This window comes from Janthinobacterium lividum (genome assembly GCF_034424625.1).
GTDB classification, from domain to species: Bacteria; Pseudomonadota; Gammaproteobacteria; order Burkholderiales; family Burkholderiaceae_D; genus Janthinobacterium; species Janthinobacterium lividum.
This window is the reverse complement of record NZ_CP139976.1, coordinates 1,977,450-1,993,564: the sequence shown is the minus strand read 5'-3', so window position 1 is coordinate 1,993,564 and position 16,115 is coordinate 1,977,450. Positions and strand designations below refer to the sequence as shown.

The window sequence follows — 16,115 nt, the reverse complement described above, 5'->3', positions numbered from 1 at the left end:
CACGGCGCAGCGCAAGCTGGCCTTGGCCCGGTATTACTTTTGCAGGCTGACCGACGTCGCCTTCGGCGTGCGGCGTCCCATCAGGAACAGCACGGCCTTTTTCAGCATGCGGTAGACGAAGCGCACCAGCAGCAAGGTCAGCACGCATTCGAGCAAGGTCAATATCATGGCCACGGCTACGGGCATGCGCGCGGCGCGGCGGTGGAACTTGGCCACGGCGCCATCGCGGGCGATCTCGATGCTGTCATAGAAGGTCGGCACGACCAGCAGGGTCAAAATCGTCGAGGTGATGGTGCCGCCGATGATGGCGATCGCCAATGGACGGTAGAACTCGCCACCCTCGCCCAGGCCCAGCGCCACGGGGAACATGCCCGCGATCAGCGCGAACGTCGTCATCAGGATGGGACGCAGACGCATGCGGCCCGCATACATCAGCGCGTCTTCGCGGCCATGCCCCTCTTCCTCGCGCTTGCGCGCCGCGTCCAGCAGCAGGATGGCGTTCTTGGCGACCAGGCCCATCAGCATGATGATGCCGATAAAGCTCATCAGGTTGAGGGTGTTGTTCGTGATCACCAGCGCCACCACCACGCCGATCAGACTCAGCGGCAAGGACATCATCACGGCCACCGGCGCCGTAAATGAACCAAACTGCATCACCAGGATCAAATACATCAGGCCGATACCCATCACCAGCGCGATCAGCATTTCCGTGAACAGCTCTTGCTGGTCCTGGCCAGCGCCGCCCAGCGCCAGGCCATAGCCGGGCGGGAAGTCGATGGAGTTGGCCAGCTTCATGGCGTCGCTCGTCACTTCGCCGTTCGAGCGACCTTGCGCATTGGCCGACACGGTGATCGTGCGCTTGCCATTCTTGTGCTCGATGCCGGACGGGCCCTTGCCCATGGTAATGGTAGCGATCTGGTCGAGCGGCACCATTTGCGACGTGCCCGTCACGCTGATCGGCAGGCGCTCGATGTTTTCCGATGCCACGCGGTCATCGGGATGCAGGCGCACGGCCACGTCGCGCGTCTCGCCCGTCGGATCGACCCAGTCGCCCACTTCCACGCCGGCGAATGCCACGCGCAACGATTGCGCCGCGTCATTGACGGAAATACCCATCGAGTTGGCCAGGCCGCGATTGAGCTCGATCTGCAGCTCGTTCTTCGGATCTTGCTCGGACAGGCCCACGTCGACGGCGCCAGGAATGGCGCGCAGCTTGTCCATATAGGCGTTCGTGATCTCCATGAGTTTACGCGAATCCGGACCCGTGAATTCCACCTGGATCGGCTTTTGCGAACCATTGCTCAAGTCATCCTGCACCACGTACTCGGCGCCCACCAGGCGCGACATCTTCTCGCGCAGCTCGACGGCGATTTCCTTGGCCGAACGCTTGCGGGTGTTGCGCTTGCCGATGTCGACATATACCCGTCCGCCGCCGGCATTGATGGAGCTGTTGGTATCCTTGGTTTCAGGCAAGGTACGCGCCAGCACGGCCGCCGCTTCCAGTTTCAAACGCGAATACTCGATGCTGCTCGACGATGGCGTGCGCACATTGATCATCAGATTGCCCGAATCGGATGCCGGCAAGAAACTCGTGCCGCCATGCGTAGAGTGCAGGACAATGGCGCCCACCAGGCTGCCGAAGGCGATGACGGCCATCCAGCGGCGGTGATGCAGGGCCCAGGCGATCACGCGGCCATAGCGGTCGGCCTGATGGTCGAACCAGTGGTTGAATTTTTCCAGCACGCGGCCGATGCCCTTTTTCGGCGCCGAGTGTTCCTCGACCGGGTCGCCCCAGTAGGCCGACAGCATCGGGTCGAGCGTAAACGAGATGCCCAGGCTGACGAGCACCGAGCACGTCACCGTCAAGGCAAACGGGCGGAACCATTCGCCAGAGATGCCGGGCATGAAGGCCACGGGAATGAAGACGGCGATGATGGAGAAGGTCGTGGCGGCCACGGCCATGCCGATCTCGGCCGTGCCTTCCAGCGCGGCCGTGCGGCGGTCCTTGCCCATCTGCATGTGGCGCACGATATTTTCGCGCACGACGATGGCGTCATCGATCAGCACGCCGATGGCCAGCGACAGGCCCAGCAAGGTCATGAAGTTCAGGGTAAAGCCGCACAGCCACACGGCAATGAAGGCGGCAATCACGGACGTCGGCAGGCTCAGCGCCGTGATCAGGGTCGAACGCCACGAGTTCAGGAAGGCGTAGACGACGAAAATCGTCAGCACGGCGCCCAGTACCAGCGATTCGATCACGTTGTTCAAGCTATGCTGGGCGTTTTCGCCGCCGTCGCGCGTCACTTGCAGGATCGTGCCTTTCGGCAAGGTCTTGTTGATTTCCGCCACCATGTCGCGGATCTTGTTGGCCACGCTGACGGTGGACGCGTCGCGCACGCGGGTGATCGAAATGCCCACGTTCGGCTTGCCGCTGCGCATGCTCAGGCTATTGACTTCGGCAAAGCCATCTTCGATGGTGGCCACTTGCGCCAGGCGCACGATTTCCTCGCCACGCCGCTTGATCACCACTTTCTCGAAGTCGCTTGGAGATTCGATGCGGCCCACCAGACGGATGCTTTTCTCGTCCAGGATACCGCGCACCTTGCCCACGGGCGCATTCGTGTTCTGGTTACGCAAGGCGGTGACGACATCGCTGACGGACACATTGTATTCACGCAATTTTTCTGCCCGCAGCAGCACGGACAGCTCGCGTTTCAGCGAACCGCCCACATTGACCAGCGCCACGCCATCGACGGTGCGGAAGCGGTCCGACAGCACGTCTTCGGCCAGGCGCGAAATTTCCGCATGGCTTTGCGTATTCGACGACAGCGCCAGTTGCATGATGGGCTCGGCAGCCGGGTCGATGCGCTGCAAGATAGGCTCGCGCATTTCCGTCGGCAACTTGTAGCGCACGGCGGCAATCGCATTGCGGATATTGTCGGATGCTTCGATCAGGTTGGTATTGAAGGAAAACTTCAGGAAGATACTGGCCGAACCTTCATTTGAATCGCTGTTGACTTCGGTCACGCCGGAAATGCTTTGCAAGGACTTTTCCAGGCGGTTCACCACTTCGCGCTCGACCGTGTCGGGCGATGCGCCAGGGTAAGGGATGCTGACGACGATGAAGGGCACTTCGACGTCCGGGTTCTGGTTGACGCGCAGTTTCTTGAGCGCCAGCAAGCCGACGCACATCATGGCCAGGATCAGGACGATGGTGGCGGTGGGCCGCTTGATACTGAAATCGGAAAGGAACATGGCTTAGTTTCCTTTACCGGCAACGGCGGTGCTGCTGCTGGCCACGGCGGCTGCAGGCACGGCCTTGGCGGCCGTCAATTCCACTTTCTGGCCATCCTTGAAGGTCGAGCCCGGAGTGCGCAGCACGGTATCGCCGCTGGCCAAGCCGCTTTGCACTTCCCACTGGCCCGTGCGCACGTCGCGCGCGCCGATGCGCAAGTTGACTTTATGCAAGGCCTTGTCCTTGACTTTCCACGTGTACGTGACGTCGCCCGCCTTCACCAGGGCCGAGTCGGGGATCATCAGCGCGCTGACGGTTTCCGTCTCGATACGGCCTTCCGCATACAGGCCGGCCACGCGCGGTTGTTCCTTGTCATTGAAATCGACGAGCACGGCCACCTGGCGCGTGACGGCGTTGGCGGCCGGATCGACGCGGCGCACCTTGCCCGCGAAATCCTGTCCCGGATAACCATTGATGCGGAACAGCACGGGCTGGCCCACCTTGACGACGCCGATCTTGTCGGCCGACACCAGGCCTTCAAGGCGCATGCTGGTTGGATCGATGACCTTGATCAATTCCTTGCCGATTTGCGCCGTATCGCCACTCGAAACCTTGCGCTCGCTCACGATGCCGTCGAACGGTGCGCGCACGAGGGTGCGCTGCAGCTGCTGGCGGGCTTGCACAGCGCGGCTTTTCGCGGCGGACAGGTCGCTTTGCGCATTGTTGCGGCGGATTTCCGCGTCTTCCAGCGCCTGTGTCGACGTCATGCCCGAGGCGCGCAGGGTTTTCATGCGCTGGAACATGCGTTCGGACTGCTCCAGCACCTGGCTGGCGGCGCGGCTGGCTTCCTCGGCCGAATTGAGGCCGTCGCGGATGGACGTTTCGTCCAGGCGCACCAGCACGTCGCCCCGTTTGACCACTTCGCCATTTTCCTTCATGACCTGGATCACCACGGCCGACACTTCGGCGCGCAAGTCCGCATTGCGCTCAGGCTGCACGGAACCGGTGATGACAGGCCCCGATGCCAGCGCATTGCTCTGGATGGTCAGCAGGTCTTCCGGGGATACCAGCAGATTGACGGCAGCGCCCGCCTGTTCCTTGCCCCCCTTGCCAGCGCCTTTGCCAGGATCTTTGGACTCTTTGCCGCAGGCGGCCAGGGCGGAAGCGATTGCCAGAACAAACAGGGTTTTGCGCAACATGGGTAATTCTCCGGATAGATAGCACCACTACCGTTGCTGCGGCCCGGATAGGGCTGCAAGCGATAGCAAGCATAATATTTTTATTAAAACCACAAGCGCCAAAGTATCCATGAGCGTGTCCGGGCATGTCAATCGGCGGCTTCCTGTAATGCTTTAATGAATGGATGAAACGTAGTTTTTACGCCCTGAAACGCAAAACCCCGCCTTCAGGCGGGGTTTTGCGTTTCAGGGAAAGCGAACTTAGCGGGCAAAAACGGTGTTGATCAGGAAACCGATCGCCACGCCCGTGCACAGGCCGCCGGCAATTTCCACCAGAGTATGCCCCATGCGCTCGCGCAACCAGGTGTGCGCCGGGCTGGCCGCTTCCTTGGCCAGGCGGTTGATGGCCGCCGCCTGCTTGCCCACGTGCTGGCGCAGGCTGTTGGCGTCGATGATGACGATGAAGGCCAAGGTCACCGCCACGCCGAAGGCGGGATGGGCTATGCCTTCGCGCAAGGCGATCAGGGTGGCCATGCTGGAAACAACGGCGCTATGGTTGCTGGGAAAGCCGCCATTGCCGACCAGACCGAACGCCCATTGCCGCGTGCGGACACTGTTGATCAGGAATTTGATCGGTCCGACCAGGATCCAGGTGATCAGGGGCGTGACGAGGTAAGCGATATCCACGGGGTATTCCTTCTTATATATGTCTGTCAAGTGTGCGAGGGGCTGCGGCAGCCCGATGGGCGCGCCGCAATTATCGCAGATCATCCGCGCCAGCAGAACTGTCCATCGTCAGCCTATAAAACGCCGCCCCCGGCGGCAACTAATATAAAATCATGGCATATACAACAATTGACGTATATCAACACTGAGTGCGGCGCGCACAGCGGCGCGGATAATCAAACGTCTTTCACACTTGCAACGGGGTCCTCATGCGGCATTTCAGAATTTCCTTTTTAGTCACTTTTATCCTGATGGCAGTGTCAGGCTGGTGGGGGTACAGCCATGGCGGCATGTCAGGCATGATCCAGGCGCTGTGGATCACGGGCGTGCTGGGCATCATGGAAGTGTCGCTGTCGTTCGACAATGCCGTGGTGAATGCATCGGTCTTGCGTCACTGGAATGAGTTCTGGCAAAAACTGTTCTTGACGGTCGGTATCCTCGTGGCCGTCTTCGGCATGCGGCTGCTGTTTCCGTTGGTCATCGTTTCCGTCGCCACGGGCCTGGGTCTGGTCGACGTGTGGACCATGGCCACCACGACGCCGGACGTGTATGCCAAGCACCTGACGGACAACCATGCGCAAGTGGCGGCCTTCGGCGGCGCCTTCCTGTTGCTGGTGTTCCTGAACTTCCTGTTCGACGATGAGAAGGAGTTGCACTGGCTGGGCTGGGCCGAGGAAAAAGTCAATGCGCTGGGCACCGAAAGCCTGGCCGTGCTGATCACCATGGGCGCCGTGGCCGCCTGCGTGGCGATGGGCCCTGTGGATGAAAAGTACAGCGTGCTCGCTTCAGGCATCGTCGGCATCGCCGTCTACATCGGCGTGAACTGGATCAGCGGCTTGCTGGAAGAAGGCGAACCGGACTTGCAGGATGACGCAGAAGAAGGCGCCGCGCCGGCCAGGAACGGCAATGGCGACCTGGTAAAAACGGTGGCGCGCGGCAGTATCGGCGGCTTCCTGTACCTGGAAGTGCTGGACGCCTCGTTCAGCTTTGATGGCGTGATCGGCGCGTTCGCCATCACCAACGACGTCGTCATCATCATGCTGGGCCTGGCCATCGGCGCCATGTTCGTGCGTTCGATGACGGTGTACCTGGTGCACAAGGGTACCCTGGACGAATTCGTTTACCTGGAGCACGGCGCCCATTATGCGATCGGCATCCTGGCCTTGATCATGCTGGCGTCCGTCAAGTACCATATTCCGGAGTGGTTCACGGGCCTGTCGGGCGTGGCCTTCATCCTGGTCTCGCTGTGGTCATCCTTGCGCTATCGCAAACGGCACGCGGCACAAGCTTGAAATCGGGGGTTCCGCCCCCAATTGAGAGAGTAATGGCACGAGCGCCTTGCGCTCATCCCATGAAGGCATGTTTGAGTTATTTATTAAAAAGGAGCACCACATGGCAATCAGTTTGCAAAAAGGCGGCAACGTCAACCTGAGCAAGGAAGCACCGAACCTGAAGAAGATCATCGTCGGCCTCGGCTGGGATCCTCGTTCGACGGACGGCGCCACCTTCGACCTTGACGGCAGCGCTTTCCTCCTGAAAAGCGACGGCAAAGTCCGTGGCGACTCTGACTTCATCTTCTACAACAACCTGAAGTCGACCGACGGTTCCGTCGTCCACACGGGCGACAACACCACGGGCGAAGGCGAAGGCGACGATGAGCGCATCGAAATCGACCTGTCGCGCGTGCCGGCCGACATCGATCGCATCAGCATCACCGTCACCATTCACGATGCCGACGCGCGCCGCCAGAACTTCGGCATGGTCTCGAAAGCCTTCATCCGCTGCCTGAACGCGGAAGGCGAAAAAGAAATCGCCCGCTACGACCTGTCCGAAGACAGCTCGACGGAAACGGCGATGATCTTTGGCGAAATCTACCGCTACAACGGCGAATGGAAGTTCAAGGCTATCGGCCAGGGCTTCAACGGCGGCCTGGGCCCACTGGCCCGCTCGTTCGGCGTCAACGCCTAAAATTCACACGCAGAAAGCCTGCCTGGCTTTCTGCGGTGAATTGGACTAGTGTCGTATCATCACTGCCGCCTGCACAGTTCAGGCGGCTTTTTTTTGGAGATTTATCATGCCAGTATTTAGTGTCACGGGCGACGTCGATCCTTTCCTCCACGTCAGCATGAAACAGGGCGAAACCATCTATTGCGAATCCGACGCGATGGTGATGATGGAAACGGCGCTGGACTTGAAAGGCAAGATGACGGGCGGCCTGGGCAGCGCCATCATGCGCCGCTTCGCGAATGGCGAATCGTTCTTCCAGCAGCATATCGAAGCGGTGCGCGGCAGCGGCGATTGCCTGCTCTCGCCCACCCTGCCGGGCGCCATCGAAGTGGTCGACGTGGGCGCGCGCCAGTACCTGCTCAACGACGGCGCCTTTGTCGCCGCCACCTCGGGCACGGAAATGAAAGTGCGCACGCAAAGCATCGGCAACGCCTTGTTCGCCCAGTCGGGCGGCTTCTTCGTCATGGAGACGGCCGGCACGGGCCAGGTGGTGGTGTCGGGCTTTGGCTCCATGTTCCAGCTCGACGTCGAGCCGGGCAAGGATGTCGTGATCGACAATTCCCACGTCGTATGCTGGGACAACAGCCTGAAATACGAGATTTCCGTGACCACGGGCGGCGGCGCCAGCGGCGGCGGCATCGGCGGCTTCCTCGGCAATATCGTCAATAGCGTCACCAGCGGCGAAGGCATCGTGCTGCGCTTTTCCGGCTCGGGCAAGGTGTTCATCTGCTCGCGCAACCGCGACGCCTTCCTGAAATGGACTGCCTCCGGCAAAGCTGGCTAAGTTCTCGTGAGCATACCTGCCATGCGCAGGTACCAAAAGCGCTGCTAGTTTGTTGTTCAACATTGTTGTTCAAAAAAATTCTAAGGCCAGGTTAAGTCTGGCTGGTTAGACTCCCCGCGCGCGCACCTGCGCGCGGCTTTCCCTTTCTTTACCCGGTCCCCGTACATGCAAAGAGTCTGGTTCAACAAAACATTTTCCTCGGTCGGCACGGCCATGCGCCTGATCCGCGAGGCCGACATGGCCGCGACTAGCGGCGCGCCCCGCTACCACATCGTGTGCAGCAATACGAACGCGCACGCGGCCGCCTTTTTGTCGGCCCACGAATACGCGGTCGAACCGTCGGGACTGACGGGCCTCAATTATGTCGAGTGGTGCCTGGAATTCTGCCGCGAGCGGGGCATCACGATTTTCTGGCCCGGCAAGGAAGCGGGCCTGATCGGCAGCGCCAGCGCGCGCTTCGCCGCCATCGGCACGCGCGTGCTCAGCGTGGCCAGCGAAGACACCCTGAATTTGATGCACGACAAGGCGCGCTTCTGCGACGGACTCGATCTGTCCATGGCGCGCCCGGCCGACTACCGCGCCGTCACCACGATCGCAGAATACGACGCCGCCTACGCCGAACTGCGTCCGCTGCATCGCAAGCTGTGCATCAAGCCGTCCGAATCCGTGTATGCCCTGGGCTTTGCCATTCTCGATGAAGAGCGCACCAGCGCCCAGCTGCTGCTGGCCGGCGCCGCCTACCAGATCAATGCGCAAGAGCTGCGCAGCGGCCTGGCGCAGATGGCATCGTTCAAGACCCTGCTGCTGATGGAATACCTCGACGGCCACGAATACAGCGCCGACTGCGTCGCCGACCAGGGCAAGCTCGTTTGCGCCGTGCCGCGCAAGAAGCTGCACGGGGGCGGCAGCGGCCAGCTGATCGAACTGCGCGACGACTTGCTGGCAGCCTGCGACAAACTGGCGCGCGACTACCGCCTGAATGGCGTCTTCAACATCCAGTTCCGCGAAGGCGCGAATGGCCTGGCGCTGCTGGAAATCAACCCGCGCATGTCGGGCGGCATCGGCATGGCGTGCGCTGCCGGCCCGAACCTGCCCTACCTGGCGCTGGCCGGTTTCGACCAGGGCTTTGACAAGCTCACCGTGCCCGCCATCCACGAAGGCATGCGCGTGGGCGAAGCCGCCTACGCCGTGGAGCTGCCATGAACATCGTCAAGCAGCAGATGCCCACGGGCGAGCTGACCTTGAAAGTGGACGAGGCGCGCTTTCCGCTGGACTGGCTGATCGGCTTTGCCGCGCGCGCCAACGCCAAGCGGGGCTTCCTGTTTTTGTCCAAGGTGCTGGGCAAGCACTGGCCCGTCACGCCGCGCGCCATGCAAGCCATCCACGACGACCTGGCCGCGCAGATCCCCCCCAGCCTGCCCGGTCCCGTGGTCTTCATCGCCATGGCGGAAACGGCCGTCGGCCTGGGCCAGGGCGTGTTCGAGGCATGGCTGCGCGCCAACCCGCATGGGAAAGCCCTGTTTTTGCACAGCTCGCGCTACCGCGTGGGCACGGTGCCCTTCTTCGAATTCGAGGAGTCGCACAGCCACGCGCCGCGCCAGTTCCTGCATTTATCGGACGCCGCCAGCGCGCTGTTTTCCACGGCCCGCAGCCTGGTGCTGATCGACGATGAAGCGTCGACCGGCAACACCTTCGCCAACCTGGTGCAAGTGTGCCGCGCGCGCTATCCGCAGCTGGAAAAGCTGCACCTGGGCGTGATCACCAATTTCATGGGCCAGGCCGCCAACGCGGGCTTGAGCGAGCGTTTCGGCCTGCCCACCAGCATCGGCGCGGCGCTCTCCGGCCAGTACGCCTTCCAGGCAGGCGATGCGCCTGCTCCGGTAGCAGCCAGCGCGCAGCGCTTCGAGGCGAATGCGGAACGGGGCGCCAGCCCCGCGTTTGGCCGCATCGGCGTGGGACGCGCCCTGGCGCCGCCGCAAGGCCTGGCGGTGCAGCTGGCGCAGGAAATCGGCGCCGGCGACTCCGTGCTGGTGCTGGGCACGGGCGAATTCATGCACCCGTCGTTCCTGCTGGCGCGCGAGCTGGAAGCGCTGGGCAAGAACGTGGTGGTGCAATCGACCACGCGCTCGCCCATCCTGTCATGGGGCTCCGTCGGCCACATCGTCAACTGCGACGACAACTACGGCGAAGGCATCGCCAATTACCTGTACAACGTGGCACCTGGCCAGTACCAGCACGTTTTCATCTGCCATGAAACCCCGGCCAGCCCGGCCCTCATGCAACTCGCCGGCCAGTTGAATGGCCGCCTGTTCCACTTTCAGTCAGAGACCAAAATTGAAGAAATTCCTGTTTGTTGATCTGGACGACACACTGTTCCAGACCCCGAAAAAATGCCCGGGCGAGACCGACCTGCAGCCGGCCGCCTATCTGAAAAATGGCGACGCCTGCTCGTTTACGACGGCGCGCCAGCGCGCCTTCTTTGAATTCGCGCACAGCGGCATGACCCTGATTCCCGCCACGGCGAGAAATGGCGACGCCTTCCGCAGGGTCGACCTGCCGTTTACCAGCTACAGCGTGCTCGATTACGGCGGCATCGTGCTGCAGCCGGGCGGCGCGCTCGACGCGGGCTGGCTGGCCCTGATGCAGGACGACATGCAGACGGCCTTGCCCGGCCTGCGGGAAGCCATGCGCATCATCGACGATTTCCAGGCCAAGACGGGCATGCCTTCGCGCGCGCGCCTGATCGAGGACTACAACACGCCGTTCTACATCGTCGTCAAGGATCACGAAGCGCGCGGCGAACGCCTGGCCGATATCGAAGAGCAGGTGCTGCAGCAGTGGATCGCCACCGAAGGCAGCGACTACTTCATCCACCGCAACGGCAACAACCTGGCCGTGCTGCCGAAAACCCTGAACAAGGCACGCGCCGTCGCTTACCTGCGCGCGGAGCTGGAAGCCGAACATGGCCCCATCGTCAGCTTCGGCATGGGCGACAGCCGTTCGGACGCCCGCTTCATGGCCGCCTGCGACTACGCCATCATCCCCAACGGCACCCAGCTGGCGGCACTCACGGTGGCGGCGCTATGACCGACGGCACGCAGCATTTCAGCGGCAGCTACCGCCAGGAAGACGTGGAGTTCCTGCTCACGCCGATGGCGCTCGAACCCATCCTCGACCTGGCCGAAAAAGAGCGCTTGATCCAGTCTGGCCAGCGCCACTACAGCGAAATGCTGTCGCCCGAATCCCTGCCCTCGCCCGCCTACCTGGCCCTGTTCCGGAGCGCGTTCGCGGCCAACCGCCTGCAGATGGCGCGCGACTGCCTGCGCCTGGCCGCCCTGATCGCGGCGCGGCGCACGGGCCCCATCACGCTGGTCTCGCTGGCGCGCGCCGGCACGCCCGTGGGCGTCATCCTGGGCCACTTGCTGCGCCAGGTGTTCCAGCGCGAATGCAGCCACTATTCCGTCTCCATCATCCGCGACCGCGGCATCGACGCCAATGCCCTGCAGCACATCCTGGCGCACGGCCATGCGGCCGAATCCCTCGTCTTCGTCGATGGCTGGACGGGCAAGGGCGTGATTTCGCGCGAACTGCGCCAGACCGTCAACGATTTCAACGCGGCGCATGGCACGGCCATCGACGGCGGCCTGTTCGTGCTGTCCGACCTGGCAGGCACGGCCGCCTGCGCCGCATCGGCCAGCGACTACCTGATCCCGTCAAGCATTCTGAATGCCACGGTCTCGGGCCTGGTCAGCCGCTCCGTGTTGAATGATGCCATCGGTCCGGACGACTTCCATGGCTGCGTGTACTACGCGCAGTTCGAAGCGCATGACCAGTCGCGCGATTTCGCCGACGGCCTGGTGGCAGACGCCATGGCGATTGCCGCCAGCAGCGGCATCCCGCTGGCCGAAGCGAGCGATGCGCCAGCCATGGCGGCCCGCTCGCAAGCCTATATGGCTGCGGCGCAGCAGGAATACGGCATCAGCGACATCAACCTGATCAAGCCAGGCATCGGCGAAGCGACGCGCGTGCTGCTGCGCCGCGTGCCCGAGCGCCTGATCGTGCGCGACACGAATGCGCCGGACGTGGCACATTTGCTGCTTCTGGCGCAGGAAAAAGCCATACCCGTCACAGTAGAACCGGCGCTGCCTTACCAGGCGGTCGCCCTTATCAGGAGCGCAGTCGATGGATAACAACTCCCTACACCCGCAAAGCGAGCATAAAGCGGCGCTGGGCGCCTCCATGTATGTGCCGACCACGCACAAGGACTTGCTGGCGATCGCCAATGGCGACAAATTCAGCCATTTGCGTTCGGTCATACTTTGCACCGAAGACGCCATCGCGGAACGCGACCTCAGTTACGCGCTGTTCAACCTGTCGCTGGCGCTGCAAAACATGTGCGACGAATCGGATACCTTGCGCTTCGTGCGCGTGCGCAATCTCGACGTGCTGGCGCGCGTGCTGGCCATGCCCGGCGCCGACAAATTGAGCGGCTTCGTGCTGCCGAAATCCACGCGCCACAACTTTGCCGCGTATTTCGAGCTGGTGCGCCACACGCACCATCTGCTGATGCCGACCCTGGAAACGGCGGAAGTGTTCGACGACGAGGAAATGAAGCAGTTCCGCATCATCCTGTCGGCGCCGGAAGTGCGGCGCCGCATCCTGGCGCTGCGCATCGGCGGCAACGATCTGCTGGCCCTGCTGGGATTGCGCCGCCCTACCAGCGGCACCATCTACCAGACGCCGCTGGGCCAGGTCATCGGCCGCCTGGTCACCATCTTCAAGCCGCACGGCTTCCAGCTGACGGCGCCCGTCTTCGAGCACCTGTCGCAGGGCAGCTGGCTCGATGCCGAAGTGGCGCAGGACATGGCGCACGGCATGATCGCCAAGACGGCCATCCACCCGGACCAGGTGCCGCAGATCGAACGCCACTACCAGGTGGCGCAGTCGGACATCGAACTGGCGCTGCGCATCATCGACCCGGACAGCCCGGCCGTGTTCCGCATGCAGGAATCGATGTGCGAAGTGGCCACGCACAGCAGCTGGGCGCTGCGCATCATCGAGCAGGCGCGCCTGTTCGGCATCCGCCATGCGGCCGATGGCGCCGCGGCGCCCGCCCCCCATTTGCACCACTCCTTGAATACTCAACTCTCCAGCGACGAAGGGACTGCACGACCATGACCAATTTCACACGCGGACAAAAAGGCAAACTGGCTGACCTGGGCTTGAATGGCCCGTTTGCCGTCACGCTCGATATCGTTTCGGGCTCGATGGAAGTGGACGTCAGCTGCTTCGGCGTCGATGCGGCCGGCAAGCTGTCGGACGACCGCTACATGGTGTTCTTCAACCAGAAAAGCGCGCCGGACAACGCCATCACGGTAGACTTGAACGGCCCCCGCTCCACCTTCCAGGTCGACCTTTCCCGCCTGCCCGCCTCGATCGACAAGCTGGTGTTCACGGCGGCGACGGAACAGGGCAGCATGCGCGCGCTGGGCAATTCCAGCATGGCGCTGGGCCAGGCGGCCACGTTTGCCTTCACGGGCAATGACTTCCAGGATGAAAAAGCCGTCATCATCGGCGAACTGTATCGCCGCGACGGCAGCTGGCGCTTCGGCGCCGTGGGCCAGGGTTTCGCGGGCGGCCTGGCGGCCCTGCTGAAGCACTTTGGCGGCAGCGAAGCGGGGGCATCCTCCCCGGCGCCAGCGCCGGCTTCCGTGCCCACGCCGGCGGCCCCGCCGCCAGCGAATAAAATCTCGCTGTCGAAAATCCGCCTGGAAAAACGCGGCGACAAGATCTCGCTCGACAAGCGCGACAGCGGCGGCTATGGCCGCATCCGGGTCAACCTGAACTGGAACCAGAGCGCGTCGCAAGGCCAGGCTCCCGCGTCGAAGCTGGACACGGGCTTCCTCGGCAAGCTGTTCAACAAACCGGCCGGCCGTGCGGGCGGCATCGACCTCGACATCGGCTGCCTGTTCGAAATGAGCAATGGCAGCAAAAGCGCCGTGCAGGCGCTGGGCAACAGCTGGGGCGCCTACGACCGTCCGCCGTACATCCACCTGGAAGGCGACGACCGCACGGGCAGCATCAGCAGCGGCGAAAACATCTTCATCAACGGCACCCATTTCGACCAGATCAAGCGCGTGCTCGTGTACGCCTTCATCTACGAAGGCGTGCCGAACTGGGCCGCCACCGATGGCGTCGTGACGATCGAGATTCCCGGCCAGCCGACGGTGGAAGTGCGCCTCGACAGCGACAGCCAGCACGCCATGTGCGCCATCGCCATGCTGGAAAACCACGGCGGCAACCTGCAGGTGACAAAGTTGGTGGAATACTTCGGCGGCCAAGGTAAAATCACGGCGCACCAGGCCATGGACGAGCGCTACAGCTTTGGCCTGAACTGGAAAGCCGGCCGCAAAGACTGAGGGAACACTTAAAAAAGTCCATGGCGGCGTTGCATTGCCTTGCCGTACTAATCGTACTGTCTTCGGCAATGCGCCTTGCCCTGAACATTTTTAAGCATCCCCATTTTTTTACTTAGACAACCCTACCATGACCCCTACGACCAAAAAAGTCACCTTCGCCTTCGCCATCTTCCTCGTGGCCGGCTTCCTGCTGCTGGCCGCCTACACGTGGATGGCCCTCAGCTTCTCGTACTCGGAAGGCGAACGGGCGGGCTACCTGCAAAAGTTCTCCAAGCGGGGCTGGATTTGCAAGACATGGGAAGGTGAACTGCTGTTGACGGCACTGCCCGGCACCATCCCGGAAAAATTCCAGTTCAGCGTGCGCGATGAAGACGTGGCCAGGCAATTGTCGGCCGCGGCCGGCAAGCGCATTCTCGTCACCTACAGCCAGCACAAGGGCGTGCCCACGCAATGCTTCGGCGAGACGGAATATTTTGCCGATAAAGTCGTATTGAGCCAGTAATAAGACAGCAATACGACCGCAAGTCCAGCAGTCCCGCGCCGGCCAGCCCCTTCAGGCCGGCGCCTCCCCTCCCGCCCGCCACCGATGTATTTTCAACAAGAAAATATTGGCGCGCATCACGCATTCCCGCTTTCTTATACACTTGTGACAAGTCCTGGCTAAACAGTTTACAAATGTAGTCAATGTGCAAGATTCTTGCGCAATCGCATGGCATTTCGCCAGCCTATCGTTAGCGTGTATTCACCCATCAATGGAAACGTCATGCGCCTGCCATTCACCGTCCTGGCCCTGCTGGCCGCCTCGCTCCCCCTGTCCATCCACGCACAGGACTTGGCCGGCATGGCCGGTTCCCTGAAAGTCAACTCGACCAACGAGCGCACCTTTGTCGGCGCCATCAGCTACACGCAGCCGGTGGGCAATTACAACGCAGTGAGCCTGTCGTATATCAACGAGGGGCATCCTGAAGACCATCACCGCGACGGCATGGCGGGCCAGGTGTGGCTGCGCACGAAAAATGTGGAACAGGGCCTGATGCTGGGCGCCGGCATCGGCCGCTACTTCTTCTTCGACACGGCCAAGACGGACGAGGCACCGCACAATTTCGACAATGACCATGGCTGGGGCTCCATCGCCAGCCTGCAGGCGCGCTGGCAATTCGACAACCGCTGGTATGCCTTGGCCCAGGTCAACCGCATCCGCCCCAGCGGCAAGGACACTACCACGCACCTGCTGATCGGCGCCGGCTACCGCTATGACGGCGTGCCGGGCGCCAAGCTGCACTTGCAGAACTGGGCGCACGACGACACCCTGACCTTATCGACAGGCCACACCATCGTCAACAGCTTCCGCTCCGAGTCCTCGCGCCCGTTCACCGTGGAATACCGGCGCGCGGCGGGAAAATACGTGGACTGGAGCGCCACGCTCATCGACGAAGGCAGCACGGCGCTGGCGCACCGGCGCGGCGCGGCCGCGCAGCTGTGGCTGATCCGTTCGCTCAACGAAAAAGTGGAATTCGGCATGGGCGCCGGCCCGTACGTGGCATGGGACGGCCGCGACACGCAAGGCCACAGCACGCGCCTGACAGGCTTGCTGTCAGCCGTAGGCCGCTACCACGTCAACCGCCGCTGGGTGGCGCAGGCGGCGTGGAACCGGGTGGTGACGGATTACCACCGCGATGCGGATGTGTTGCTGGTGGGGGTGGGACGGAAGTTTTGAGCGAGATGCAGACGTAACCCAAACTTGGGACTGGGGTCGGACCTTAAGG

Annotated in this window: 14 protein-coding genes; 11 read left to right on the top strand and 3 right to left on the bottom strand. The window is 62.4% G+C overall.

Features of this window, described 5'->3' with window-relative positions; translation table 11 throughout:
• Positions 1-33 precede the first annotated feature (33 nt).
• From U0004_RS09015 to U0004_RS09005, 3 genes are all read right to left on the bottom strand, one after another.
• Positions 34-3,255: an efflux RND transporter permease subunit gene (locus tag U0004_RS09015; RefSeq protein ID WP_070259737.1), complete on the bottom strand. Its 3,222-nt coding sequence runs from the start codon at positions 3,253-3,255 to the stop codon at positions 34-36.
• A gap of 3 nt (positions 3,256-3,258) precedes the next feature.
• Positions 3,259-4,434 carry an efflux RND transporter periplasmic adaptor subunit gene (locus tag U0004_RS09010; RefSeq protein WP_070259735.1) on the bottom strand — a complete coding sequence of 392 codons (1,176 nt, stop codon included), beginning with the start codon at positions 4,432-4,434 and terminating at the stop codon, positions 3,259-3,261.
• A 240-nt stretch (positions 4,435-4,674) separates the two neighbouring features.
• The gene (locus U0004_RS09005) at positions 4,675-5,100 is read right to left on the bottom strand and encodes a divergent PAP2 family protein (protein ID WP_034785408.1); all 426 of its coding nucleotides are present in this window, start codon (positions 5,098-5,100) and stop codon (positions 4,675-4,677) included.
• A 248-nt stretch (positions 5,101-5,348) separates the two neighbouring features.
• On the opposite strand from U0004_RS09005, the gene U0004_RS09000 reads away from it, so the two are divergent.
• The 11 genes from U0004_RS09000 (at position 5,349) to U0004_RS08950 (ending at position 16,066) form a co-directional block, all read left to right on the top strand.
• Positions 5,349-6,431, top strand: a complete 1,083-nt coding sequence (locus U0004_RS09000) for a DUF475 domain-containing protein (RefSeq protein ID WP_034785106.1) — start codon at positions 5,349-5,351, stop codon at positions 6,429-6,431.
• A gap of 100 nt (positions 6,432-6,531) precedes the next feature.
• Positions 6,532-7,107: a TerD family protein gene (locus U0004_RS08995; protein ID WP_034785104.1), complete on the top strand. Its 576-nt coding sequence runs from the start codon at positions 6,532-6,534 to the stop codon at positions 7,105-7,107.
• A gap of 106 nt (positions 7,108-7,213) precedes the next feature.
• Positions 7,214-7,930 carry a TIGR00266 family protein gene (locus U0004_RS08990; RefSeq protein ID WP_035826041.1) on the top strand — a complete coding sequence of 239 codons (717 nt, stop codon included), beginning with the start codon at positions 7,214-7,216 and terminating at the stop codon, positions 7,928-7,930.
• Between the two features lie 165 nt (positions 7,931-8,095).
• Entirely contained in the window at positions 8,096-9,133 is a 1,038-nt protein-coding gene (locus tag U0004_RS08985; protein ID WP_070259733.1) for an ATP-grasp domain-containing protein, read from the top strand.
• Positions 9,130-10,287 (top strand): phosphoribosyltransferase domain-containing protein, encoded by a 1,158-nt coding sequence (locus U0004_RS08980; RefSeq protein ID WP_070259731.1) that lies wholly within the window; start codon positions 9,130-9,132, stop codon positions 10,285-10,287. Before U0004_RS08985 ends, U0004_RS08980 begins: the two co-directional genes overlap by 4 nt.
• Positions 10,265-11,017, top strand: a complete 753-nt coding sequence (locus U0004_RS08975; protein ID WP_070259729.1) for an HAD family hydrolase — start codon at positions 10,265-10,267, stop codon at positions 11,015-11,017. Before U0004_RS08980 ends, U0004_RS08975 begins: the two co-directional genes overlap by 23 nt.
• Complete coding sequence (locus U0004_RS08970; protein WP_070259727.1) at positions 11,014-12,120, top strand: cysteine protease StiP family protein; 1,107 nt, start codon at positions 11,014-11,016, stop codon at positions 12,118-12,120. The genes U0004_RS08975 and U0004_RS08970 overlap by 4 nt, the downstream gene beginning before the upstream one ends.
• A complete protein-coding gene (locus tag U0004_RS08965) occupies positions 12,113-13,108 on the top strand; it encodes an HpcH/HpaI aldolase/citrate lyase family protein (RefSeq protein WP_070259725.1) in 996 nt (331 codons plus the stop codon). Before U0004_RS08970 ends, U0004_RS08965 begins: the two co-directional genes overlap by 8 nt.
• Positions 13,105-14,349 (top strand): TerD family protein, encoded by a 1,245-nt coding sequence (locus tag U0004_RS08960; RefSeq protein WP_070259723.1) that lies wholly within the window; start codon positions 13,105-13,107, stop codon positions 14,347-14,349. The genes U0004_RS08965 and U0004_RS08960 overlap by 4 nt, the downstream gene beginning before the upstream one ends.
• A gap of 127 nt (positions 14,350-14,476) precedes the next feature.
• Positions 14,477-14,851: a hypothetical protein gene (locus U0004_RS08955; RefSeq protein ID WP_070259721.1), complete on the top strand. Its 375-nt coding sequence runs from the start codon at positions 14,477-14,479 to the stop codon at positions 14,849-14,851.
• Positions 14,852-15,112: 261 nt separating this feature from the next.
• Entirely contained in the window at positions 15,113-16,066 is a 954-nt protein-coding gene (locus U0004_RS08950; RefSeq protein ID WP_070259718.1) for a hypothetical protein, read from the top strand.
• The last annotated feature ends 49 nt before the right edge of the window (positions 16,067-16,115 follow it).

What these genes read in the sequence shown, in the direction of transcription:
- U0004_RS09015 (WP_070259737.1), bottom strand. Translation starts at nt 3,255, where the DNA reads ATGTTCCTTTCCGATTTCAGTATCAAGCGGCCCACCGCCACCATCGTC.
- U0004_RS08960 (WP_070259723.1), top strand. Translation starts at nt 13,105, where the DNA reads ATGACCAATTTCACACGCGGACAAAAAGGCAAACTGGCTGACCTGGGC.
- U0004_RS09010 (WP_070259735.1), bottom strand. Translation starts at nt 4,434, where the DNA reads ATGTTGCGCAAAACCCTGTTTGTTCTGGCAATCGCTTCCGCCCTGGCC.
- U0004_RS08965 (WP_070259725.1), top strand. Translation starts at nt 12,113, where the DNA reads ATGGATAACAACTCCCTACACCCGCAAAGCGAGCATAAAGCGGCGCTG.
- U0004_RS09000 (WP_034785106.1), top strand. Translation starts at nt 5,349, where the DNA reads ATGCGGCATTTCAGAATTTCCTTTTTAGTCACTTTTATCCTGATGGCA.
- U0004_RS08990 (WP_035826041.1), top strand. Translation starts at nt 7,214, where the DNA reads ATGCCAGTATTTAGTGTCACGGGCGACGTCGATCCTTTCCTCCACGTC.
- U0004_RS08995 (WP_034785104.1), top strand. Translation starts at nt 6,532, where the DNA reads ATGGCAATCAGTTTGCAAAAAGGCGGCAACGTCAACCTGAGCAAGGAA.
- U0004_RS08985 (WP_070259733.1), top strand. Translation starts at nt 8,096, where the DNA reads ATGCAAAGAGTCTGGTTCAACAAAACATTTTCCTCGGTCGGCACGGCC.
- U0004_RS08970 (WP_070259727.1), top strand. Translation starts at nt 11,014, where the DNA reads ATGACCGACGGCACGCAGCATTTCAGCGGCAGCTACCGCCAGGAAGAC.
- U0004_RS08950 (WP_070259718.1), top strand. Translation starts at nt 15,113, where the DNA reads ATGCGCCTGCCATTCACCGTCCTGGCCCTGCTGGCCGCCTCGCTCCCC.
- U0004_RS08955 (WP_070259721.1), top strand. Translation starts at nt 14,477, where the DNA reads ATGACCCCTACGACCAAAAAAGTCACCTTCGCCTTCGCCATCTTCCTC.
- U0004_RS08980 (WP_070259731.1), top strand. Translation starts at nt 9,130, where the DNA reads ATGAACATCGTCAAGCAGCAGATGCCCACGGGCGAGCTGACCTTGAAA.